25 protein-coding genes are annotated in these 20650 nt (G+C 59.5%); 16 read left to right on the top strand and 9 right to left on the bottom strand.

The annotated features are described in order from the left end of the window. Positions 1–95: 95 nt before the first annotated feature. The 7 genes from K5E40_RS20545 to K5E40_RS20515 all read left to right on the top strand — a co-directional run bounded on the left by K5E40_RS20545 (position 96) and on the right by K5E40_RS20515 (position 5769). A complete protein-coding gene (locus K5E40_RS20545; protein WP_221732324.1) occupies positions 96–1589 on the top strand; it encodes an acetyl-CoA hydrolase/transferase family protein in 1494 nt (497 codons plus the stop codon). 321 nt (positions 1590–1910) lie between these two features. Next, a complete protein-coding gene (locus tag K5E40_RS20540; protein ID WP_003220409.1) occupies positions 1911–2126 on the top strand; it encodes a DUF1127 domain-containing protein in 216 nt (71 codons plus the stop codon). A gap of 258 nt (positions 2127–2384) precedes the next feature. Beyond that, complete coding sequence (locus K5E40_RS20535; RefSeq protein WP_221732323.1) at positions 2385–2594, top strand: DUF1127 domain-containing protein; 210 nt, start codon at positions 2385–2387, stop codon at positions 2592–2594. Positions 2595–2728: 134 nt separating this feature from the next. Continuing rightward, entirely contained in the window at positions 2729–3046 is a 318-nt protein-coding gene (locus tag K5E40_RS20530) for a DUF2388 domain-containing protein (protein ID WP_221732322.1), read from the top strand. Positions 3047–3154: 108 nt separating this feature from the next. Beyond that, complete coding sequence (locus tag K5E40_RS20525; RefSeq protein ID WP_221732321.1) at positions 3155–3463, top strand: DUF2388 domain-containing protein; 309 nt, start codon at positions 3155–3157, stop codon at positions 3461–3463. 27 nt (positions 3464–3490) lie between these two features. After that, a complete protein-coding gene (locus K5E40_RS20520) occupies positions 3491–3811 on the top strand; it encodes a DUF2388 domain-containing protein (RefSeq protein WP_221732320.1) in 321 nt (106 codons plus the stop codon). Further along, a complete protein-coding gene (locus K5E40_RS20515; protein WP_221732319.1) occupies positions 3808–5769 on the top strand; it encodes a DUF4105 domain-containing protein in 1962 nt (653 codons plus the stop codon). The genes K5E40_RS20520 and K5E40_RS20515 overlap by 4 nt, the downstream gene beginning before the upstream one ends. A 47-nt stretch (positions 5770–5816) precedes the next feature. On the opposite strand, the gene K5E40_RS20510 is transcribed toward K5E40_RS20515, so the two are convergent. The 3 genes from K5E40_RS20510 to trpB form a co-directional block, all read right to left on the bottom strand. Beyond that, entirely contained in the window at positions 5817–6269 is a 453-nt protein-coding gene (locus K5E40_RS20510) for an anti-virulence regulator CigR family protein (protein ID WP_221732318.1), read from the bottom strand. 121 nt (positions 6270–6390) lie between these two features. After that, a complete protein-coding gene (trpA, locus tag K5E40_RS20505) occupies positions 6391–7203 on the bottom strand; it encodes a tryptophan synthase subunit alpha (protein WP_221732317.1) in 813 nt (270 codons plus the stop codon). Continuing rightward, positions 7203–8435, bottom strand: a complete 1233-nt coding sequence (trpB, locus tag K5E40_RS20500; RefSeq protein WP_221732316.1) for a tryptophan synthase subunit beta — start codon at positions 8433–8435, stop codon at positions 7203–7205. Before trpB ends, trpA begins: the two co-directional genes overlap by 1 nt. A gap of 107 nt (positions 8436–8542) precedes the next feature. Here trpB and K5E40_RS20495 point away from each other — a divergent pair, with 107 nt between their 5' ends. Continuing rightward, the gene (locus tag K5E40_RS20495; protein WP_221732315.1) at positions 8543–9460 is read left to right on the top strand and encodes a LysR family transcriptional regulator; all 918 of its coding nucleotides are present in this window, start codon (positions 8543–8545) and stop codon (positions 9458–9460) included. Here K5E40_RS20495 and K5E40_RS20490 read toward each other — a convergent pair. Further along, a complete protein-coding gene (locus K5E40_RS20490; RefSeq protein ID WP_221732314.1) occupies positions 9433–9759 on the bottom strand; it encodes a YqjD family protein in 327 nt (108 codons plus the stop codon). The two genes, K5E40_RS20495 and K5E40_RS20490, sit on opposite strands and share 28 nt — an antisense overlap. 156 nt (positions 9760–9915) lie before the next feature. Between K5E40_RS20490 and K5E40_RS20485 the strand changes: the two genes are divergently transcribed. Then, positions 9916–10131: a dodecin gene (locus K5E40_RS20485; protein ID WP_221732313.1), complete on the top strand. Its 216-nt coding sequence runs from the start codon at positions 9916–9918 to the stop codon at positions 10129–10131. 127 nt (positions 10132–10258) lie between these two features. After that, positions 10259–10483: a DUF1161 domain-containing protein gene (locus K5E40_RS20480; RefSeq protein WP_221732312.1), complete on the top strand. Its 225-nt coding sequence runs from the start codon at positions 10259–10261 to the stop codon at positions 10481–10483. A gap of 84 nt (positions 10484–10567) precedes the next feature. Here the strand turns inward: K5E40_RS20480 and K5E40_RS20475 are convergent, their stop codons facing one another. Then, positions 10568–11569, bottom strand: a complete 1002-nt coding sequence (locus K5E40_RS20475; protein WP_221732311.1) for an LLM class flavin-dependent oxidoreductase — start codon at positions 11567–11569, stop codon at positions 10568–10570. Between the two features lie 238 nt (positions 11570–11807). On the opposite strand from K5E40_RS20475, the gene K5E40_RS20470 reads away from it, so the two are divergent. Continuing rightward, complete coding sequence (locus tag K5E40_RS20470; RefSeq protein ID WP_221732310.1) at positions 11808–12239, top strand: OsmC family protein; 432 nt, start codon at positions 11808–11810, stop codon at positions 12237–12239. Between the two features lie 243 nt (positions 12240–12482). After that, positions 12483–12722: a DUF1161 domain-containing protein gene (locus tag K5E40_RS20465; protein ID WP_221732309.1), complete on the top strand. Its 240-nt coding sequence runs from the start codon at positions 12483–12485 to the stop codon at positions 12720–12722. Positions 12723–12728: 6 nt separating this feature from the next. Here the strand turns inward: K5E40_RS20465 and K5E40_RS20460 are convergent, their stop codons facing one another. Continuing rightward, the gene (locus K5E40_RS20460; RefSeq protein ID WP_221732308.1) at positions 12729–13148 is read right to left on the bottom strand and encodes a hypothetical protein; all 420 of its coding nucleotides are present in this window, start codon (positions 13146–13148) and stop codon (positions 12729–12731) included. 40 nt (positions 13149–13188) lie between these two features. Next, entirely contained in the window at positions 13189–13611 is a 423-nt protein-coding gene (locus K5E40_RS20455; RefSeq protein WP_221732307.1) for a hypothetical protein, read from the bottom strand. A 58-nt stretch (positions 13612–13669) separates the two neighbouring features. On the opposite strand from K5E40_RS20455, the gene K5E40_RS20450 reads away from it, so the two are divergent. Then, the gene (locus tag K5E40_RS20450) at positions 13670–14746 is read left to right on the top strand and encodes an aminopeptidase (protein ID WP_221732306.1); all 1077 of its coding nucleotides are present in this window, start codon (positions 13670–13672) and stop codon (positions 14744–14746) included. Positions 14747–14852: 106 nt separating this feature from the next. Here the strand turns inward: K5E40_RS20450 and K5E40_RS20445 are convergent, their stop codons facing one another. Beyond that, complete coding sequence (locus tag K5E40_RS20445) at positions 14853–15506, bottom strand: HAD family hydrolase (protein ID WP_221732305.1); 654 nt, start codon at positions 15504–15506, stop codon at positions 14853–14855. A gap of 28 nt (positions 15507–15534) precedes the next feature. After that, positions 15535–16080 (bottom strand): gamma carbonic anhydrase family protein, encoded by a 546-nt coding sequence (locus K5E40_RS20440; protein ID WP_221732304.1) that lies wholly within the window; start codon positions 16078–16080, stop codon positions 15535–15537. Positions 16081–16169: 89 nt separating this feature from the next. Between K5E40_RS20440 and prlC the strand changes: the two genes are divergently transcribed. The 3 genes from prlC (at position 16170) to K5E40_RS20425 (ending at position 20649) form a co-directional block, all read left to right on the top strand. Continuing rightward, on the top strand, positions 16170–18221 hold the full coding sequence (prlC, locus tag K5E40_RS20435) for an oligopeptidase A (protein WP_311775962.1): 2052 nt from the start codon (positions 16170–16172) through the stop codon (positions 18219–18221). Further along, on the top strand, positions 18218–18508 hold the full coding sequence (locus tag K5E40_RS20430) for a YheV family putative zinc ribbon protein (RefSeq protein WP_221732302.1): 291 nt from the start codon (positions 18218–18220) through the stop codon (positions 18506–18508). The genes prlC and K5E40_RS20430 overlap by 4 nt, the downstream gene beginning before the upstream one ends. A 110-nt stretch (positions 18509–18618) precedes the next feature. Beyond that, the gene (locus K5E40_RS20425; protein ID WP_221732301.1) at positions 18619–20649 is read left to right on the top strand and encodes a M3 family metallopeptidase; all 2031 of its coding nucleotides are present in this window, start codon (positions 18619–18621) and stop codon (positions 20647–20649) included. Position 20650: the final 1 nt, after the last annotated feature.

Genomic DNA, 20650 nt, shown 5'->3' with positions numbered 1-20650 from the left:
ATAGACGCCTCTTTTGCGACCTTGGTAGCGGGACAGGCGCCTGGGAAATTCACTAGACTGCGCATCCTGCTACTCGCTTCCCGAGATAATAATCCATGTACCGTGACCGTATTCGCCTGCCTTCGTTGTTGGATAAAGTGATGAGCGCCGCCGACGCCGCCGCTCTGATTGAGGACGGCATGACCGTCGGCATGAGCGGATTCACCCGCGCCGGCGAAGCCAAAGCCGTCCCTCACGCGTTGGCCGAGCGAGCCAAGGTCACGCCGCTGAAGATCAGCCTGATGACCGGAGCGAGCCTGGGTAACGACCTCGACAAGCAACTGACCGAAGCCGGCGTACTCTCACGGCGCATGCCGTTTCAGGTCGACAGCACCTTGCGCAAGGCGATCAACGCCGGCCAAGTGATGTTCATTGACCAGCATCTATCGGAAACCGTCGAGCAACTGCGCAACCAGCAACTGAAGCTGCCGGACATCGCGGTGATCGAAGCCGTGGCGATCACTGAACAGGGCCACATCGTGCCGACCACCTCGGTGGGTAACTCAGCGAGCTTCGCGATTTTCGCCAAACAGGTCATCGTCGAGATCAACCTGGCGCACAACGCCAATCTCGAAGGTCTGCATGACATCTATATCCCGACGTATCGTCCGACGCGCACGCCAATTCCACTGGTGAAGGTCGACGACCGCATTGGCAGCACCGCGATTCCGATTCCGCCAGAGAAGATCGTTGCCATTGTCATCACCCAGCAAGCGGATTCGCCGTCGACCGTGTCGTCGCCGGATGCCGACACCAACGCCATTGCCGATCACCTGATCACCTTCTTCAAGCAGGAAGTCGATGCCGGGCGCATGACCAACAAGCTCGGCCCGCTGCAAGCCGGGATCGGCAACATCGCCAACGCGGTGATGTGCGGCCTGATCGACTCGCCGTTCGAAGACCTGACCATGTACTCCGAAGTGCTGCAGGATTCGACGTTCGACCTGATCGACGCCGGCAAGCTGAGCTTCGCCTCGGGCAGCTCGATCACCCTGTCCGAGCGACGCAACAGCGACGTGTTCGGCAACCTGGAGAAGTACAAAGACAAACTGGTACTGCGCCCACAGGAGATCTCCAACCACCCGGAAGTCGTGCGGCGCCTGGGCATCATCGGCATCAACACGGCGCTGGAGTTCGACATCTACGGCAATGTGAACTCGACCCACGTCTGCGGCACACGGATGATGAACGGCATCGGCGGCTCCGGTGACTTCGCGCGCAACGCGCATCTGGCGGTGTTCGTGACCAAATCGATTGCCAAGGGTGGCGCGATTTCCAGCGTGGTGCCGATGGTCAGCCACGTCGACCATACTGAGCACGACGTTGACATTCTGGTGACCGAGGTGGGTCTGGCGGACCTGCGTGGGCTGGCTCCAAGAGAGCGCGCGCGGGTAATCATCGATAATTGTGTGCATCCGGACTTTCGTCAGGCGCTGGATGATTACTTCACCGCTGCCTGTGCAATTGGCGGTCACACCCCGCATATCCTGCGTGAAGCCTTGAGCTGGCACATTAACCTGGAAGAAACCGGACGCATGCTGGCGGTGTGATTCGCACAGATATTCCACCGACGCAAACACAGTTTGCGTCGGTGGATTTTTCAAAAGCGCTTTCTTTGCAAAAACTGTACTTCTGTACCGGTCATTTCCTACAGCATTTACCTACAAATACTCCCTACTAATGCGAAAATGCACCGAGTTAGTGCAGACAGGTACAGTTTGCTCAATTTTGACCCGTACACCCCCTTTAAACAGTTAACTGGTCACTCACAATACAGTTGAACTGTATCTAGAGAGACTAGGCAAACGAGAGGATCATGGGCACCAGTTAAACCACTACCTAATCCCGCCACAAGCGGAAGGATGTCAACCATGGAACGTACACTCAGTTCCGAACTGTTCTTCGAAGACAAAGCTGCAAAAACCCAGGCTTCCCTGCCTCTGCGCGTTATCGCCAACCTGATGTTGTGGCAGCGCCGCATCTCCAGCCGCCACCAACTGGCTCGTCTGGATTCGCGTCTGCTGGCTGACGCCGGTATCAGCGAAGCACAACGCTACGAAGAGCTGAGCAAGCCGTTCTGGCGCTAAGTAGCGTCGCTGGCTCTGGTCGTTAGACCCACCGCCAGCAACCCGAATTGAACAAACAAAACCCGTCGCGGGAAACCGCGACGGGTTTTGTCGTTTCAGGCGAGGAAAACATGCATTACAGGTGGCGGCTACAAACAACAGTACAGATATAAGATTGCCAAATCTGAACCAGTACAATTTAACGCTGGTGTATCTGCCCCGTTGCCTGCATCGGGTTCAACATGACTGTCCGACTTTGACGGTAAAAAGGAATCAGTCATGAATGGCTTACAGGATGTTTCAGCAGTTTCTTTACAACCCGCCCTTCGCCGCAACCTCGTAAAACGCCTGTTGAGCCGCTTATGCCAAGGCCTTGAGCAAGCCAGGACGCGGCGTCTATTGACGCAACTGGATGGGCGGGATCTCGCGGATCTGGGTCTCAGCCACGCCGATCGGCTGAATGAACTGGAGAAACCCTTCTGGCGCTAGCATTCTGCCCACTGTGCGAACCTCGTCTGCAGGCCTAATATCCACGCAGAACGTGGCGAATGCTGTGCCATTGGCGTCTGACTCCTCAGATACCGAGCCACCTCTCAATACGGTTTATCCACAGGAGTTACATCATGTCCCGTCTTCGTCTGCTCAGCGCTGCCGCCCTGCTGGCCGTGGCTGCCAACGCCAGCGCCTCCAGCTTCATCGTGACCACCGACGCCGTCGTTGGCGCGCTCAAATCTTCTTCCGACGCTACCTCCGATGCCACCTCGTCGTTGCGTGACAACAAAACAGTGCTCGCCGCCCGTGACGACGCGGCCAGCTTCGTTGCCAGCGAAGGCCAGATCCGTGGTGTGAAGCTGGAAAGCGCGCTGGATCTTATCCGCCATCAAGCGCCGCAGTTGAGCGCGACCGATGCACAACTGGCCCAAGCGATTCTTGCGATCTGAATCAGCGTGGCATGAAGGGACACGCCGGTCGTGTCCCGATGCTTTTGGCGCTGGCTCCGGCCCGGGCATTGCGCTAGCCTTGCGGCTCGCTAACAGTTACCGAGTCTTATGCACTTTCTTCAAAAACTGCTTATCCCCTCCGTATTATTAACCGCCTGCTGGGTGACACCGGCCAATGCCTTCGATGTCTCCACGCAGAACACCGTAGTGAGCCTTTGGGCGACCGGCATGGTGTCTTCCGCGCCATTCGACCGTAAACTGGTGCTCGCCGCTCACGATGACGCGGCTGCGTTTGTTGCCACTGACGGTGAATTGCGAGGCGCTCGACTGGAATCAGCACTGCATTACCTGCGCAAAACCCGGCCGAAACTTCATGTAAGCGACCGTGAACTGGCGCAGGCAATTCTCGTCCAATAGCTATCCTTGTCCTTCCGGAGTCGTTCCATGCGTAGCCCGCTGATTGCTGCCACCCTTGGCCTGTTTTTGTTGGCCGACGTGGCCCAGGCGCACACCCTGGTAGCCACCAGTAACATCATCGTTCGTGCCTCCCAGCGCAGCATCGATTTCACGTCCGATACCACCACCTCGATTCGCGACTCGAAAATCATCCGCGAAGCTCACGACGATGCCGCCAGTTTTGTCGCCAGCAACGGTGATATCCGCGGCGCACACCTGGAAGCCGCGCTCAACACCTTGCGCACTCGCGTGCCGGAAGCTCGCGACGCCAGCGATCAGGTACTCGCCGAAGCCATCCTCGCACTGTGAAATCACTCGGCGCCTGGCTGCTGGCCGGGACGTTGTTGCTGCTTGGCAACAACGCCCACGCCAGCCTGCAATTGCGGCTCAAGACCGACGATCTGAGCGCCGCCCAACAACAGGCCAGCCAGACGCTGATAGATGAAGCCATGCGCGCGCTGCCGCCGAGCTTCATCGAGCGGCTGGACCGGCGCATCGACGTCGGCTGGACCGACGACATGCCCGGCAATGCCTACGGCCAAGCCACGCTGGTCGCCGAGCTCGATCTGAACCGCAAACTGCTCGACAGCCTCACCGACGGCAGCGCGGCCAAAGAAAAAACCAATCGCCCCCACGGCACTGTGCGTCAGGAACTGCTCGCCACGGTGCTGCACGAAATCACCCACATTTATGACCGCGCGCGTTTGTGGCCGAGCGCCGAACGTACGCTGATCCAGCGCTGCACCCGGCGTTTCAACAGCGCCGGGCTGATCGGTATCCCCGATGAATGCCGTGGCCAGAACGGCCGCCGCTTTACCCTCAGCGATGACCCGCGCCTGCTCGACCTCGCCGGCTGGCAGCAATACGTCGGCCGTCGCGGCGAACGCGAGCAACACAACCGCCAGATCGCCCGTAGCCCGGATCTGTACGAGATCTCCAGTCCGAAAGAGTTCGTCGCGGTCAACATGGAGTATTTCCTCCTCGACTCGAGCTACGCCTGCCGCCGCCCGGCGCTGTACCGCTATTACAAGGAACACTTTGGCTGGGCGCCGCCTGCCAAGGACACTTGCAGCAAGAGTTTCGCGTTTCTCAATGCGGGCAACGACTTCGCCAAGCAGCCGCTAGGACAAGTCGATCCGGAGCGGGTGTACGCCGTCGACTACCTGCTCGCCGAGGCCAATCAGAACTGGGTCAGCCGTTGGGGCCACAGCATGTTGCGTCTGGTGATCTGCGCACCGGGTCGGCCACGTGGCCCGGATTGCCGGCTCGATCTGGACCAGCATCTGGTGCTGTCCTACCGCGCCTTCGTGGGCGATGTGCAACTGTCGAGTTGGGACGGCTTGGTCGGCAAATACCCCTCGCGGCTGTTCGTCTTGCCACTGGCGCAGGTCATCGATGAATACACCAAAACCGAGCTGCGCAGCCTTGCATCGGTGCCGCTGAACCTGTCACGCAGCGAGATTGAAGGCGTGGTCGAACACGCCGCCGAGATGCACTGGAGCTACGACGGCAACTACTTCTTCCTGTCCAACAACTGCGCGGTGGAAGGCCTGAAGCTGTTGCGCAGCGGCAGCAACAACGCTCAGCTCGTCGGTCTGGACAGCATCATGCCCAATGGTTTGCTGGAAGTGCTTAAAGGGCGCGGCCTCGCCGACACCAGTGTGCTGGACGATCCAAAAGAGGCCCTGCGCCTGGGCTATCGCTTCGACTCGTTCCGCGATCGCTATCAAGCGATGTTCGCTGTACTGAAGAAGCAATTACCGATCAAACAGAACAGCGTCGAGGAGTGGCTATCGTTGTCGGCCGAGGAACGCCGTCCGTGGTTTGATCGCGCCGACCTGCGCACCAGCGCCGCACTGCTGCTGTTGGAGCAGGCCAGTTTTCGTCGGCAACTGCTGCTGGCTCAGGACGAGGTCAAGCAGCGCTACCTCGGTGAACGCGAGCTGGATAACGGTGGGATGGACAAGGCCAACGCGACTTTGCAGGAAATCCTCGCCAACAGCGGCTTCCTCAGTCGTCCGGCAGAATTGCTCGATTCCAAGGGTTACGGTTTGCCGCAACCGAGCGAGTTCAGCCGACTGCAAGCGGAAAGCAGCCAGCGGCAAAAAAAGCTCTTGGCGCTTTCCGGCGATCTGGACACGGAGGTGCGCAAGCTGCTTGAACCCAAGCGCGCGGCCGAGATTGCCGCGAGCGAAGCCAACGTGAAACAGATTGGCGAGCATTTGCGCAAACTGCACAAAGCCTCGGGCGGGCTGGAGTTGCCCTGACGCGAAAGATCGCAGCCTGGGCTGCGATCTTTTTTATTGCCTGTGAATCAGTACAAAACCCCATCCAGAATTTCATAAATGATCCCGGTACCCACCGCGATCAGCACGATATCGCGCCCGGCCCGGCGCCATTCGTAACCTGGATAGACCGGTAAACGACCTAACGCACGACCCTCCAGGCGCTCACCGTAATAACCGTGGGGCAGCGGCCGGCCTCGTACCAGATGGATGCCCGGAGGCGGCGGTGCGCCGCGCACGAAGTAGCCATGGTTGTCGCGAATGGTCTGGCGTACCGGGCCGAAGTCGCGCGGCGGGCCACCTCGGTGGTTGTTCTGTGGGCCACGGTGATCGTTGCCGCGATTATCCCCACGGTTATCGTAATGGCCCTGCTGCGGGCCGCCGCGGTCGTGATCATCGCGCTGATCGGCGCTGGCCAGCAGCGGTGTCGCGCTGATCATCAGCACGCCCAGACTGGCAATCAGACGTTTCGGCATTTTCATGGGAGTTTCCTCACTGCACTAACAGCAAAAAGGGATTCAGAACGCGGTTCTGAATCCCTCGGTCTTGCTTGATTAGTCTGTGCCGCGAGGTGCTAATTCCTCTGTATCAGGAACTTTACCTTCAACTGACGCGGGCCTTACGCACGCCTTCAGCCAGCGCCGAGCACAGGCTCAGCACGCCGTCGATCGCCTGATCGGGCGTCGTGGCATTGGCAATGTGATCGATCAGCGCCGACCCCACGACAACACCGTCTGCCAGACGCGCAATGGCCGCCGCTTGTTCCGGCGTACGAATGCCGAAACCGACGCTGATCGGCAGATCCGTGTGGCGGCGCAGGCGAGTGACCGCCTCTTCGACGTGTTCCAGCGTCGCTGCCCCGGCACCGGTGACACCGGCCACCGAGACGTAGTAAACAAATCCGGAACTGCCGTTAAGCACCTTCGGCAGACGCGCGTCATCCGTGGTCGGAGTCGTCAGACGGATGAAGTCCAGACCGGCAGCCTGGGCCGGGTCGCACAGCTCTTCGTTGTGCTCCGGTGGCATGTCGACCACGATCAGACCGTCGACGCCTGCCTCTTTCGCGTCAGCAATGAAGTTCGGCACGCCATACATGTGGATCGGGTTGAAGTAGCCCATCAGCACCAACGGCGTGTCGCTGTTGCCTTCACGGAATTCGCGAACCATTTGCAGGGTTTTCGCCAGATTCTGCCTGGCACCCAGCGCACGGATGTTGGCCAGTTGGATGGCCGGGCCGTCAGCCATCGGATCGGTGAACGGCATGCCCAATTCGATCACATCGGCACCGGCTTTCGGCAGGCCTTTGAGGATCGCCAGCGAGGTGTCGTAGTCCGGGTCACCGGCGGTGACGAAGGTCACCAGCGCAGCGCGATTGTGTTCCTTGAGTTCAGCAAAACGGGTTTGCAGGCGGCTCATCAGTGTTTCTCCTGCTGCGACTGTTCCATATGGTGCATCACGGTCTGCATGTCTTTGTCGCCACGACCGGAGAGGTTGACCACCATCAGGTGATCCTTCGGCAGCTTCGGTGCGCGTTTGAACACTTCAGCCAGGGCATGAGCGCTTTCCAGGGCAGGAATGATCCCTTCCAGGCGGCAGCATTTGTGGAACGCGGCGAGGGCTTCATCGTCAGTCACCGAGGTGTACTGCACGCGGCCGATGTCATGCAACCAGGCATGTTCCGGACCGATGCCCGGATAGTCGAGACCGGCGGAAATCGAGTGCGCGTCAATGATCTGGCCATCGTCGTCCTGCAAGAGGAAGGTGCGGTTGCCGTGCAATACACCCGGCACGCCGCCGTTGAGGCTGGCCGCGTGCTTGCCGGTTTCGATGCCGTAGCCGGCGGCTTCAACGCCGATGATTTCAACGCTTTTGTCGTCGAGGAACGGGTGAAACAGGCCCATGGCATTGGAGCCGCCGCCGATGCAGGCCACCAGGCTATCCGGCAGGCGACCTTCCTGGGCTTGCAGTTGGTCGCGGGTCTCCTTGCCGATCACGGCCTGGAAGTCGCGAACCATCGCGGGATACGGGTGCGGCCCGGCCACGGTGCCGATCAGGTAGAAAGTGCTGTCGACATTGGTCACCCAGTCACGCAGGGCTTCGTTCATCGCGTCCTTCAGGGTGCCGGTGCCGGCGACCACCGGGATCACTTCGGCGCCCAGCAACTTCATGCGGAACACGTTGGCCTGCTGACGTTCGATGTCAGTGGTGCCCATGTAAATCACACAGTCCAGACCGAAGCGCGCAGCCACGGTGGCAGTTGCCACGCCGTGCATGCCGGCGCCGGTCTCGGCGATGATGCGTTTTTTGCCCATGCGCCGCGCCAGCAGGATCTGGCCGATGCAGTTGTTGATCTTGTGCGCACCAGTGTGGTTCAGCTCTTCACGCTTGAGGTAGATCTTGGCGCCACCGCAGAACTCGGTCAGACGCTCGGCGAAGTACAGCGGGCTCGGACGTCCGACGTAATCGCGCTGGAAGTAGGCCAATTCTTCTTTGAATGCAGGATCTTCCTTGGCCGTTTCGTATTCGCGGGCCAGATCGAGGATCAACGGCATCAGGGTTTCGGCGACGTAGCGGCCACCGAACGAGCCGAACAGGCCGTTGGCGTCAGGGCCGTTACGCAGATCGGCGTGGTGCGAAGTCTGGGTCATGGTTTGCTCCAGGGGGTCAAAAGACAATGACGACCACTCTACCCCTGACCTTCTATGCTGAAAACCGATAAGATCGCCGCAACCTGTCAGGAAAACTCACAGATACCATGAGCCATGACCTTCCCCCGCTGAACGCTTTGCGCGCCTTCGAAGCCACCGCACGCCTGAACAGCGTCAGTCAGGCGGCCGAACAACTGCACGTCACCCATGGTGCGGTCAGTCGTCAGCTCAAGGTGCTGGAAGAGCACCTAGGCCTCAGCCTGTTCATCAAGGATGGACGCGGCTTGAAACTCACAGATGCAGGCGTGCGTCTACGCGACGCCAGCGCTGAAGCGTTTGATCGGTTGCGCAGTGTTTGCACCGAATTAACCCAAAGCACGGCCGACGCGCCATTTGTGCTCGGTTGTTCCGGAAGCCTGCTGGCGCGCTGGTTTATTCCACGCTTGGGACGACTGAATGCCGATCTGCCGGATTTACGCCTGCATCTGTCGGCCGGTGAGGGCGATCTTGACCCTCGACGTCCCGGGCTCGATGCTTTGCTGTTGTTCGCCGAGCCACCATGGCCGGCGGACATGCAGGTGTATGAATTAGCTGCCGAGCGCATCGGCCCGGTGATGAGCCCACTATTCAGCGGCTATCAACGCCTGCAAAGGGCATCTGCCAAGGCTTTGCTCGATGAGCCAGTGCTGCACACCACATCGCGCCCGCAAGCCTGGCCGAGCTGGGCACAGCAAAACCACCTCGACGCCAAGGCGTTGAAGCTCGGGCAAGGTTTCGAGCATTTGTATTACTTACTGGAGGCCGCAGTGGCAGGTCTTGGCGTGGCAATCGCGCCGGAGCCGCTGGTGGCTGAAGACTTGAGGGCCGGTCGCCTGGTTGCGCCATGGGGCTTCTGTGAAACCCCGGCGCAACTGGCGTTGTGGCTACCCAAACGCGCCGCAGACGGGCGCGCCCGGCAACTGGCGCAATGGCTCAAAAACGAGCTGCGCCAGCCGGATCATTCGCCGCGCTTGAACAGCAAGTAGGCCGCGAGCAGGCCCATTGCACCGACCGCCACACCGGCAGTTGTCCACGGATGTTCCTGAGCGTAATCACGGGTGGCGAGCCCGGTCTCGCGGGTTTTCACTTTGACTTCTTCATAGGCATCGCTGAGCAGGTGGCGCGAGTGTTTCAGCGCACTTTCGGCGTTGCTTTTGAGCGCCTTGAGGGTCTTGCGCGACTCGTCCGAAGCGTCGTCTTTGAGGCTTTCCAACGATTTGAGCAGACTCTCGATCTCGGCTTCCATGCTTTGCAACGAGGCTTTACGTAAAGAGGTGTTGGCCATGGTGGCTCTCCTGCATTGGTGATGAGTGGCGTGTGTTGATTGGGACTTCAGCGGTTTGAGAAAGTGCAGAAAATCTGAACTTCGCTTGCGTGTAGCCGCCGAAATCAACAGTGCAATTCACTGCTAGTCTCAAATCCACACGCCTAGGAGATCGTCATGAGTGACCATCACACGTACAAGAAAGTCGAGCTGGTCGGTTCTTCCACCAACAGCATCGAAGAGGCCATCAACAACGCGCTGGCCGAAGCGAACAAAAGCATCAAGCATCTTGAGTGGTTCGAAGTGATCGAAACCCGCGGTCACATCAAGGACGGCAAGGCCGCGCACTTTCAAGTGACGCTCAAAGTCGGCTTCCGGATCGCCAGTAGCTGAGTTGGGTCTACACTTCTGAACTTGCGCGCTGGCCGAGTGCCATAGGAATGGCAAAGCGCTACAGGGTGAGCGCATCGGGCCAATGCTCCGATGCCCGCCTCTATTAATCCGACCAGGAGTGCGACCGATGAAGAAGTTCATATTGGCAATAGGTTTGTTGAGCCTTGCCGGTGGTGCGTTTGCTGCCGGCAAGCCTTGTGACGAGCTCAAGAGCGAGATTGCGGCGAAGCTGGATGCCAAGGGGGTTGCCGGGTATTCGCTGGAGATCGTCGATAAGGGTGCGGCGGCTGGCGGCGATGTGGTCGGCAGTTGTGAAGGCGGCACCAAGGAAATCGTCTACAAGCGCGGTTGATCGTGCCTGAAATGCAAAAAGCCGACGCTCATGCGTCGGCTTTTTTGTGGTCAACACGTTTCCAATGGGGGACGGTGCACCGTCTCAGCCCTTCATCACCTGCGCCAGCAACTCGTAGGAATGCAGACGATCAGCATGCTCGTACAGATCGCAGGTGAAAATCAGCTCATCGGCCTGCGTCTGCTCAACCAGCATTTCCAGTTTGGCGCGGATCTTCTGCGGGCTGCCGACCATTGCCAGACCGAGGAAATCGCCCACAGCCTCGCGCTCGTGGGGCAGCCACAGCCCGTCCATGGTTTTCACGGGAGGGCGCTGAACCAGACTTTGCCCACGCATCAGCGCAAGAATGCGCTGGTACACCGAGGTCGCCAGGTAGTCCGCTTGCTCATCGGTATCAGCGGCCACCAGCGGCACACCGAGCATCACATACGGCTTGTCGAGCACTGCCGACGGTTTGAAGTGATTGCGGTAGACGCGGATCGCCTCATGCATCAAGCGCGGTGCGAAATGTGAGGCGAAGGCGTAGGGCAAACCGCGCTCGCCGGCCAGTTGTGCACTGAACAGGCTGGAACCAAGGAGCCAGATCGGCACATGGGTGCCGGTGCCGGGCATCGCGATGACTCGTTGCTCCGGGGTGCGCGGGCCGAGGAAGCGCGCCAACTCGGCAACATCTTCGGGGAAATCGTCGGCGCTGCCGGAGCGCTCGCGGCGCAGGGCACGGGCAGTCATTTGATCGGAGCCGGGCGCGCGGCCCAGCCCCAAGTCGATCCGCCCCGGATACAGGCTTTCCAGCGTGCCGAACTGCTCGGCGATCACTAGCGGTGCGTGGTTGGGCAGCATGACGCCGCCGGAGCCGACGCGGATGGTCGACGTACCACCGGCCAGATAACCGAGCAGCACTGAAGTGGCGGAACTGGCGATGCCGTCCATGTTGTGGTGTTCAGCCACCCAGAACCGCGTATAGCCGAGTTTCTCGACATGCTGCGCCAGGTTCAGCGAGTTGCGCAGCGATTGCGCCGGGCTGCCGTTCTCGCGCACTGGCACCAGATCGAGGGTAGAAAATTTTACGTCTGAGAGTTGCTTCATAAACCTGCTTCTCCGAGTGAGGAGGCAGGTTTTTCTTGCGAACGAAAACCTGCCGAATCATAAGCGTGTTTTGTGCAATGAGGGCATATACCCGAGTTTCAATAGCAGAACGAAAAATCCTACTAAAAAAGTCAACGATTCAGACGAGCTGAACTTTGTCCCGGCGTCTATCCTCAGAAGCCTTGCAAGCAAAATTCATAACGGCGCGGTGTTCCGCGCCCGATCTTGAGGAGGCAGCATGGCTATCGTTAAGAAAGCATCCGCACATTGGGCAGGTGATCTGAAAACCGGTATCGGCTCGATTTCTACTGAAACCGGCGTCCTCAGAGAAGCACCCTACGGTTTCAAGGCCCGTTTCGAAGGCGGTAAGGGCACCAACCCGGAAGAACTGATCGGCGCCGCACATGCCGGTTGTTTCTCCATGGCGTTTTCGATGATTCTCGGCGATGCAGGCCTGAAGGCCGACAGCATCGACACCGACGCTGAAGTCACCCTCGACCAGGTCGATGGCGGTTTTGCGATCACGGCGGTGAAGCTGATTCTCAAGGCGAAGATCCCGGGAGCCAGTCAGGCGCAGTTTGAAGAACTGAGCAACAAGGCCAAGGAAGGGTGCCCGGTGTCCAAGGTACTCAATGCGAAGATCACCCTTGAGGCATCGCTGGTCGCATAAGCAGGCGTTGGCTGAGCCGACGTCTTCGCGAGCAAGCCCGCTCCCACAACAGATCTTGTGAACACCAAAGATCCTCTGTGGGAGCGGGCTTGCTCGCGAAGGCGACCTGAAAATCCCCACGAAGCCTGAGCCGATTAACAAGACCTGTGAGCGAAGTCAGAACTCGCTGAGCGATAGTATGGTCGAATAAATGACAGCAGCTTCAGCGCACATCCGTGCGCGCTGCCTCAGGGAGCTTCAATCATGAAACGTATTGGCTTGGCGATTCTTTGCAGTGCACTGGCCACCTCGGCTCTTGCCGCACCCAAAGACTGTGAAGAATTGAAGAACGAGATCGAAATCAAAATCCAGGCGAATGCCGTGCCCTCCTACACGCTGGAAATCGTCAGCAAGGAAGAGGCCGCAAAACACGACATCGCCATGGTCGTAGGCTCGTGTGAAAACGGCACCAAAGCGATCATCTATCAGAAAAACGACAGTTGAAGTCGATCAAGGCACGCAGTTGACCTGCCGTTCTTCGGCAACGATCTGCCCTTGGTGATTGATCAACCGGGCGCTTGGCGTAAATGCCAGTGACCTGGCTTCAAGACGATAACGTTGCCCGGCCTCGAAATGATCGTAACGCACGGTCAGGTAACACAGCCGCTCCTGCGGATCGGTGTTCATGCTCATGCCACCGCCGAACACCTCGAAATCAAAGCGAACCGTCAACTCGTGACTGCCCGGCGTGACCTGGAAAAACCGTCCGTCCGGCATTCTCTGTTTGTCCAGCCGTTCCGCCATCAGCACTTTGCCGCCAGGGGTGGGCATGGCGAAGTCGACCCAGGCCTTACCAGGGTCAGCCGCTGGCATCGGGCTCTGGCAGCCGGCAACCACACTTGCAGCAAGCAACAACGTCAACCTGCGCATGATCAATGTCCTTTGGATGGGACATTGAGCATAGCGCCGATCAAGTCTTCTGACAGCCCGCCGGAGTGCCCTGCCCCACAACCTTGCGCTGCTCGTCATAGAGCTTGGCCCAAGGTCGGAAACCGATACTGCCGGCCTGCAATTGATAACGCTGGCCGGCGTTGAAACCGTTGAATTTCACGTTCAACTGGCAATCGCGCCAGAGCGGCTCGGCGTCGGGACCAATATTGGTGGCTTCCACCGGAAACTGATAACGCACCGTCAGCTCATGACTGCCGGGCTGCACCTCGAAATAGCGTCTGTCGATGGCAGCCTTGCGGTCGACTTGCAGCGCTTGCAGTGCCGTGTCCTGCTGCCGGGCATTCAGATCGATCCAGGCCTGCGAGGGGTCAGGATCCGGCACTCCAAATCCGGCACATCCGGCCAGCGTCAGCAGGCCTCCTGTCAGCATCAACATACGCATAGCGCAGCTCCAATGGGCGGGATAGTCTTGCGGGCAGACTTTCCAGGGGTTTCTTATTTTGATCAGGCCGCTTTCAAGCCATCGGTTACTTGATCGCGTTTTTCGGATTTTGTTTCCGGGTGTGATGTTTTTGTTGCTCAACGGTTGCGCCAGCGTCAGCTACTACGGCCAGTTGGCCAGCGGTCAATGGCAATTGCTGCGGGCCCGCGAGCCGGTGGCCGAGGTGATTGCCGACCCAAGCCGCGACGTAAAGTTACGCGCACACTTGGCGCAGTCACAAAAGGCCCGCACCTTCGCCAGCCAGCACTTGCACCTTCCGGATAACCAGAGCTATCGCCTGTACGCCGACATTGGAAGGCCGTTTGTGGTGTGGAATGTGTTCGCCACCCAAGAGTTTTCGCTGACCCCGCAAAACCACTGTTTCCCGATTGCCGGATGCGTGGCCTATCGCGGTTACTACAGCCAGAGCGCGGCCCGGGGCGAAGCCGCGATCCAACGCCTGCAGGGCATGGACGTGTCGATCGGCGGCGTCGAGGCGTACTCCACGCTGGGCTGGTTCAACGACCCAATACTCAATTCGATGATGGGTTGGGGCGACGAGCGGTTGGCCACACTGATTTTTCATGAGTTGGCCCATCAGCGCTTCTATGTGAAGGACGACACCGAGTTCAACGAGTCCTTCGCCACGTTCGTCGAGCAGGAAGGCACCCGGCAATGGCGGGCGTTTCGCGGATTGCCAGCGGATAACGACTCAAAACTCAAACAGCGTGACCAGTTCATTGCACTGGTGCTCGATACCCGTTCACGTCTGGAAAAGCTCTACGCCCAGTCATTGCCGGCCGAGCAGATGCGTGAGCGCAAAGCGGCGCAGTTCGAACAGTTTCGCCGGGATTACCGGGTGATGCGGGATAGTCAGTGGGCCGGGGACAAGCGCTTTGACGCCTGGGTCTATGCGCCGCTGAACAATGCGCGGCTGTTGCCGTTTGGACTGTACGACCAGTGGGTGCCGGCGTTTGCTGCGCTGTTCAGGCAGGAGGGAGGGGATTGGGTGAGGTTTTATTCAGAGGTCGAGAGGCTGGGGAATTTACCGGTACTCGAGCGTAAGGCGGCATTGAAAACGCTGGCAGATTCTTGATTTCTGGCTGGCTGAACGGGCCTATTCGCGAGCAAGCCCGCTCCCACACTGGACTTGTATACGACATACAGGCCCTACAGGAGCGGGCTTGCTCGCGAAAGCAATTTCATCTGTTGTGCAAAAACGCCTGATGCAACTCATCCAGCGTTTCAAAGTGATAAGCCGGCGCTTCAGCGTTCAACTCTTCAAAACTGCCAAACCCATAGCCCACCGCCGCCGCATCCAGGCCATTGCTGCGCGCACCGATCAGGTCATGTTTACGATCGCCGATCATCAGCGTGTCCGCCGGATTCAGCCCTTCCTCGGCGATCAAATGGGCAATCAACTCGACTTTGTTGGTCCGCGTGCCATCCAGCTCACTGCCGTAGATCACCTTGAAGTGCCGGGCAAAGTCGAAGTGCCGGGCGATCTCGCGGGCGAACACCCATGGCTTGGACGTCGCGATATACAGCTGCCGCCCTTGGCCACTCAGGGTTTCCAGCAACGGCGTGACACCGTCGAACACGCGGTTCTCGTACAGTCCCGTCACCTTGAAACGCTCGCGGTAGAAATTCACCGCCTCCCAGGCCTTGGCCTCGTCGAAATCGTAGAACTGCATGAACGCCTGCAACAGCGGCGGGCCGATGAAATGCTCAAGCTTTGTCAGGTCCGGCTCGTCGATTCCGAGCTTGCCGAGGGCGAACTGAATGGAACGAGTGATGCCCTCACGCGGGTCGGTCAGGGTGCCATCGAGGTCGAACAGTACGGTCTGGTAATGCATGAGAAATCCTGAGCAGGTGTAAGTCGATTCAGAGCTGGTCGTAGCCTTCAGCCAGGTGCAGATCCTTGAGCTTCACGTAATTCGCCGCGCTGTAGGTGAAGAAGGCGTTTTCCTTGTCGGTCAGCGCACGGACCTGTTTCACCGGGCTGCCCACATACAGAAAACCGCTTTCCAGACGTTTGCCCGGCGGCACCAGGCTGCCAGCGCCGATGATCACATCGTCCTCGACCACCGCGCCGTCCATGACAATGCTGCCCATGCCGATCAACACGCGGCTGCCAACCGTGCAGCCGTGAAGCATGACTTTGTGGGCAATGGTCACGTCGTCGCCAATCAGCAGCGCGAAGCCGTCCGGGTTGAACGGGCCGGCGTGGGTGATGTGCAATACGCAACCGTCCTGCACGCTGGTGCGCGCACCAATGCGGATGCGGTGCATGTCGCCACGAATGACCGTCAGCGGCCAGACGGAGCTGTCTTCACCGATTTCGACGTCGCCGATCACCACCGCCGAGCCGTCGACAAATGCGCCGTTGCTCAACTGCGGGGTGTGATTCTGGTATTTGCGAAGTGACACGATTAGTTCTCTCTCTGTCGCCGATAGCTGCGGTGAGTGTCGATTGTAATTAAGATGGGCGCATGTTTCTTCCAGCCAAGGTGCCAACCGTGAGCGTGAACAACCCTCTTCTGCAGTCCTACGACCTGCCGCCGTTCTCCACGATCCGTGCCGAACACGTCCTGCCGGCCATTGAAACCATCCTGGCCGACAACCGCGCCGCCATCGCCGACATCCTCAAGACCCAAGGTCAGAACCCGACATGGGCCGGCCTGGTACTGGCAATGGACGAACTCAATGACCGCCTCGGTGCGGCATGGAGCCCGGTCAGCCACCTCAACGCCGTGTGCAACAGCGCCGAACTGCGTGATGCCTACGAGTCATGTCTGCCAGCCCTGAGCGCCTACTCCACCGAGATGGGCCAGAACCGCGAATTGTTCCAGGCCTATGAAGCCCTGGCCAACAGCCCGCAAGCTGCCGGTTTCGACGTGGCGCAAAAAACCATTCTGGAACACGCCCTGCGCGACTTCCGCCTGTCGGGTATAGACCTGCCGGAAGCTGAACAGAAGCGCTACGCCGAAGTGCAGAGCAAACTGTCCGAGCTGGGCAGCCGCTTCTCCAACCAACTGCTCGACGCCACCCAGGCCTGGAGCAAGCACGTCACCGACGAAGCCGCCCTCGCCGGCCTGACCGATTCGGCCAAGGCGCAAATGGCTGCCGCCGCACAGGCTAAAGGTCTGGACGGCTGGCTGATCACCCTGGAATTCCCGAGCTACTACGCGGTGATGACCTATGCCCAAGACCGTGCGCTGCGCGAAGAAGTCTACGCCGCCTACTGCACCCGCGCCTCGGATCAAGGCCCGAATGCCGGCCAGAACGACAACGGCCCGGTGATGGAAGAGATTCTGGATCTGCGTCAGGAACTGGCCAGGCTGTTGGGTTTCGCCAGTTTCTCCGAGTTGAGCCTGGCGACGAAAATGGCCGAGTCCAGCGATCAGGTGCTGAGCTTCCTGCGCGACCTGGCCAAGCGCAGCAAACCGTTTGCCGCGCAGGATCTGCAACAATTGCGTGCCTACGCCGCCGAACAGGGCTGCGCCGATCTGCAAAGCTGGGACAGCGGTTTCTACGGCGAAAAACTCCGTGAACAACGCTACAGCGTCGCCCAGGAAACCCTGCGCGCGTACTTCCCGATCGACAAGGTCCTGGGCGGCCTGTTCGCCATCGTTCAACGCCTGTACGGCATCGAGATTGCCGAGCTCAAAGGCTTCGACACCTGGCACCCGGACGTGCGCCTGTTCGAGATCAAGGAAAACGGCCAGCACGTCGGCCGCTTCTTCTTCGACCTCTATGCCCGTGCCAACAAGCGTGGCGGTGCATGGATGGACGGCGCTCGTGACCGTCGTCGTACCGTCGACGGCGTGCTGCAAAGCCCGGTGGCCAATCTGGTGTGCAACTTCACCCCGGCCGACAGCGGCAAGCCTGCGCTGCTGACCCACGATGAAGTGACCACCCTGTTCCACGAATTCGGCCATGGCCTGCACCACCTGCTGACCCGTGTCGATCATGCCGGCGTGTCCGGGATCAACGGCGTGGCGTGGGACGCCGTCGAGCTGCCAAGCCAGTTCATGGAAAACTGGTGCTGGGAGCCGGAAGGCCTGGCGCTGATTTCCGGTCACTACGAAACCGGCGAGCCGCTGCCACAGGACCTGCTGGAAAAAATGCTCGCGGCGAAAAACTTCCAGTCTGGCCTGATGATGGTGCGTCAGCTGGAGTTCTCGCTCTTCGACTTCGAACTGCACGCCACCCACGGTGACGGTCGCAGCGCCGCGCAGGTGCTCGAAGGCGTACGCGACGAGGTGTCGGTGATGCGTCCACCGGCCTACAACCGCTTCCCCAACAGCTTTGCGCACATCTTTGCCGGCGGTTACGCGGCGGGTTACTACAGCTACAAGTGGGCCGAAGTGCTGTCGGCGGATGCTTTCTCCAAATTCGAAGAAGACGGCGTGCTCAACGCTGAAACCGGCCGCGCTTTCCGCGAAGCGATTCTGGCGCGCGGCGGTTCGCAGGCGCCGATGGTGCTGTTCGTCGACTTCCGTGGTCGCGAGCCGTCGATTGACGCACTCTTGCGCCACAGCGGCCTGAGTGAGGACGCGGCAGCATGAGTGAGGGGCCTGTGATTACCAAGAAACGCTTTATCGCCGGGGCGGTTTGCCCGGCGTGCAGCGAGCCGGACAAGTTGATGATGTGGAGCGAGGACAGCGTGCCACACCGCGAATGCGTGGCCTGCGGTTACTGCGACACGCTCAACGAGCAAGGGCTGTCGGTGCCCAAAGAGCTGGGCACGCGGGTCAACACCAGCGCGCTCAAACCGCCAGCGGACAAGAAAGTCCAGGCGGTGCAGTTCTTCCCGAATCCAAAATTGAAGAAGAAACCCGACGAGCAACACTGAGTCAGTGCCACCTTCCACCGATTGCGGTGGAAGGTGGTAACTATGTACCGCCCTTCTTTCACGCTTCCTGCTTAGGCTGGCACTTTCAGCCATCGCTCAAGGAAGACGCCATGCTCCACACCAATCCCCTTTTACAACACTGGACCCTGCCACCGTGGTCGGCGATACGCGCCGAACATCTGCTGCCAGCCATCAACGCGATCGTGACCGATAACCGCCAGGTCATTGCCAGGGTGATCACCAGCCAGACCGAGCATCCGGGCTGGGACGATCTGGTCGTGGCCATCGACGAAGCCGATGCACGTCTGGGTGAGGCCATGGCCGTTATCGAGACGCTTTCGACGGTCAAATCCAACGATATCGACTGGCTCAGGGAAAGCGCGTTGTGCAGCGTCGTTGCCGCTCAGTACAGAGCCGACAAGACCGCTGACCTGGCGCTGTACCGCAGTTATCAACGGCTGGCGAAGAGTTCGGTCGCCACCGGTTTCGACGATCAACGCAAAGCGTCGCTGGCGAAAATTCTGCGCAAATTCCGGTTGTCCGGCATCGAACTGCCGCTCGCACAACAGCGCAAACTTGCCCGTTTGAATGGCGAGATCCGGCTTACGGAGCAACGCTTTCGAAGTCATCTGGAGCTGGCCAACGCCGCGTGGAGCCAACGCATAGACGATGTCACTCAGCTCGAAGGCTTGTCAGCAGCAGTGAAGGCGCGCCTGGCACTCAACGCCAAAGAGGCAGGACACGAGGGCTGGCGGCTGACGCTGGAGCAAAACACCTACCGGCAAATCATGACCCACGCGCAAAACCGGGCGCTGCGTGAGGCCTATTTCACGGCCTGGATCAACCGGGCGTCCGATCTAGGCCCACAGGCGAAAAAACTCGATAACGATCCGGTACTCAAAGTGCTGATCGCATTGCGTCACGAGAAAGCCCAATTGTTGGGCTTCGAGAATCTCGTTCAGTTGCGTCTCGAAAACCGCATGGCCACCTCTGCTGCACAGGTTGAAGCTTTTTTGCGCCAGCAAGTGGCGTTGAATACGCCGGCCCTGCGGCGCGATGCCCAAGCCCTGAAAGCGTTTGCGCACACCCAAGGGATTGTGGATATCCAGGCGTGGGATGAAGACTTCCTCGCCGAGCAATTACGCCTCCAGCAGTTGAACGGTGCGCTGAAAGGCTTGCGAGAGTACTTCCCGCTGGAGGGCACGTTGCGCCGACTTTGTCTGTTCAGCGAGCGCATGTTCGGGATCAGCATCGTCGAACAAACGACCGTCAGCCACTGGCATGAAAGCGTACGGCTATTGGAAGTCAGTGAACATGGGCAGGTGATCGGGCATATCTATGTCGACCCCTATCACCGTGAAGACGCGGCCGACTACGCCTTCACCTCCGTCTTGCGCACCCGTCGAATCAATGCCGAGGGACGGCCGTCACTGCCGATTGCTTGCCTCTACTGCAATTTCAGCCCTGCCACCGACGAGCACCCGTGCCTGCTCTCCCATGAAAACCTGCGGGTGCTGTTCCACGAATTCGGCCATTGCCAGCAGCATGTGCTGACGCGCTCGCCCCATCGCAACTTGTCGGGGGTTTCCCAACTGGCGCGTGATACCGCCGAATTTGCCGGGCAGTTGTTTGAACACTGGTGCCTGTCGTCCGAGTTTCTGGTGTGGCTGGCGGCGCATTACCAGAGCGGCGAACGCCTGACAGAAGCGCGGGTCAACACCGCGCTGGCCGCCATTGGCGCCCACACCAGTCGGACCACCGCGATGTTACTGATGACGGCGTTGTTTGATCTGGAGTTGCACCACACTCATGGCGATGGCCGAAGCATCGAACAAGTGTTCGAGGATGTACAACGCGAAATTCCTCATCTAGGAATGTCGGGTTATCACCGCTTCGCCTATGGCTTTGACTATTTAGTGACCGGTTACGAGGCGTCAGTCTATGCCTACAAATGGTCTGGCGTGCTGGCAACTGAAGTGTTCAAGCGGTTTCAGCGCGACTGGGTGTTCGACGCACAAACGGGGCGGGATTTTCGCGAGGCGTTCTTTTCCCCCGGCGACTCACGTTCGTTGCTGAGCGCGGCGCAGGCGTTTCTCGGCGAACCGGTCAACGCGCAATTTTTTGCGGCCGCGCCTCAATGAA

It is taken from the genome of Pseudomonas baetica, assembly GCF_019733355.1.
In the GTDB taxonomy this organism is placed as follows: Bacteria; Pseudomonadota; Gammaproteobacteria; order Pseudomonadales; family Pseudomonadaceae; genus Aquipseudomonas; species Aquipseudomonas baetica_A.
Note: the sequence above shows the minus strand (reverse complement) of the source record. Positions and strands in the feature narration are given on the sequence as shown.

Excerpts from the sequence above, each read along its gene's own strand:
- K5E40_RS20455 (WP_221732307.1), bottom strand. The coding sequence starts at position 13,611 with ATGCGTATGTTGATGCTGACAGGAGGCCTGCTGACGCTGGCCGGATGT.
- K5E40_RS20460 (WP_221732308.1), bottom strand. The coding sequence starts at position 13,148 with ATGCGCAGGTTGACGTTGTTGCTTGCTGCAAGTGTGGTTGCCGGCTGC.
- K5E40_RS20540 (WP_003220409.1), top strand. The coding sequence starts at position 1,911 with ATGGAACGTACACTCAGTTCCGAACTGTTCTTCGAAGACAAAGCTGCA.
- trpA (WP_221732317.1), bottom strand. The coding sequence starts at position 7,203 with ATGAGCCGCCTGCAAACCCGTTTTGCTGAACTCAAGGAACACAATCGC.
- K5E40_RS20530 (WP_221732322.1), top strand. The coding sequence starts at position 2,729 with ATGTCCCGTCTTCGTCTGCTCAGCGCTGCCGCCCTGCTGGCCGTGGCT.
- K5E40_RS20430 (WP_221732302.1), top strand. The coding sequence starts at position 18,218 with ATGAGTGAGGGGCCTGTGATTACCAAGAAACGCTTTATCGCCGGGGCG.
- K5E40_RS20510 (WP_221732318.1), bottom strand. The coding sequence starts at position 6,269 with ATGAAAATGCCGAAACGTCTGATTGCCAGTCTGGGCGTGCTGATGATC.
- K5E40_RS20535 (WP_221732323.1), top strand. The coding sequence starts at position 2,385 with ATGAATGGCTTACAGGATGTTTCAGCAGTTTCTTTACAACCCGCCCTT.
- K5E40_RS20475 (WP_221732311.1), bottom strand. The coding sequence starts at position 11,569 with ATGAAGCAACTCTCAGACGTAAAATTTTCTACCCTCGATCTGGTGCCA.
- K5E40_RS20520 (WP_221732320.1), top strand. The coding sequence starts at position 3,491 with ATGCGTAGCCCGCTGATTGCTGCCACCCTTGGCCTGTTTTTGTTGGCC.
- K5E40_RS20490 (WP_221732314.1), bottom strand. The coding sequence starts at position 9,759 with ATGGCCAACACCTCTTTACGTAAAGCCTCGTTGCAAAGCATGGAAGCC.
- K5E40_RS20445 (WP_221732305.1), bottom strand. The coding sequence starts at position 15,506 with ATGCATTACCAGACCGTACTGTTCGACCTCGATGGCACCCTGACCGAC.
- K5E40_RS20545 (WP_221732324.1), top strand. The coding sequence starts at position 96 with ATGTACCGTGACCGTATTCGCCTGCCTTCGTTGTTGGATAAAGTGATG.
- K5E40_RS20425 (WP_221732301.1), top strand. The coding sequence starts at position 18,619 with ATGCTCCACACCAATCCCCTTTTACAACACTGGACCCTGCCACCGTGG.
- K5E40_RS20495 (WP_221732315.1), top strand. The coding sequence starts at position 8,543 with ATGAGCCATGACCTTCCCCCGCTGAACGCTTTGCGCGCCTTCGAAGCC.
- K5E40_RS20470 (WP_221732310.1), top strand. The coding sequence starts at position 11,808 with ATGGCTATCGTTAAGAAAGCATCCGCACATTGGGCAGGTGATCTGAAA.
- trpB (WP_221732316.1), bottom strand. The coding sequence starts at position 8,435 with ATGACCCAGACTTCGCACCACGCCGATCTGCGTAACGGCCCTGACGCC.
- K5E40_RS20465 (WP_221732309.1), top strand. The coding sequence starts at position 12,483 with ATGAAACGTATTGGCTTGGCGATTCTTTGCAGTGCACTGGCCACCTCG.
- K5E40_RS20525 (WP_221732321.1), top strand. The coding sequence starts at position 3,155 with ATGCACTTTCTTCAAAAACTGCTTATCCCCTCCGTATTATTAACCGCC.
- K5E40_RS20480 (WP_221732312.1), top strand. The coding sequence starts at position 10,259 with ATGAAGAAGTTCATATTGGCAATAGGTTTGTTGAGCCTTGCCGGTGGT.
- K5E40_RS20485 (WP_221732313.1), top strand. The coding sequence starts at position 9,916 with ATGAGTGACCATCACACGTACAAGAAAGTCGAGCTGGTCGGTTCTTCC.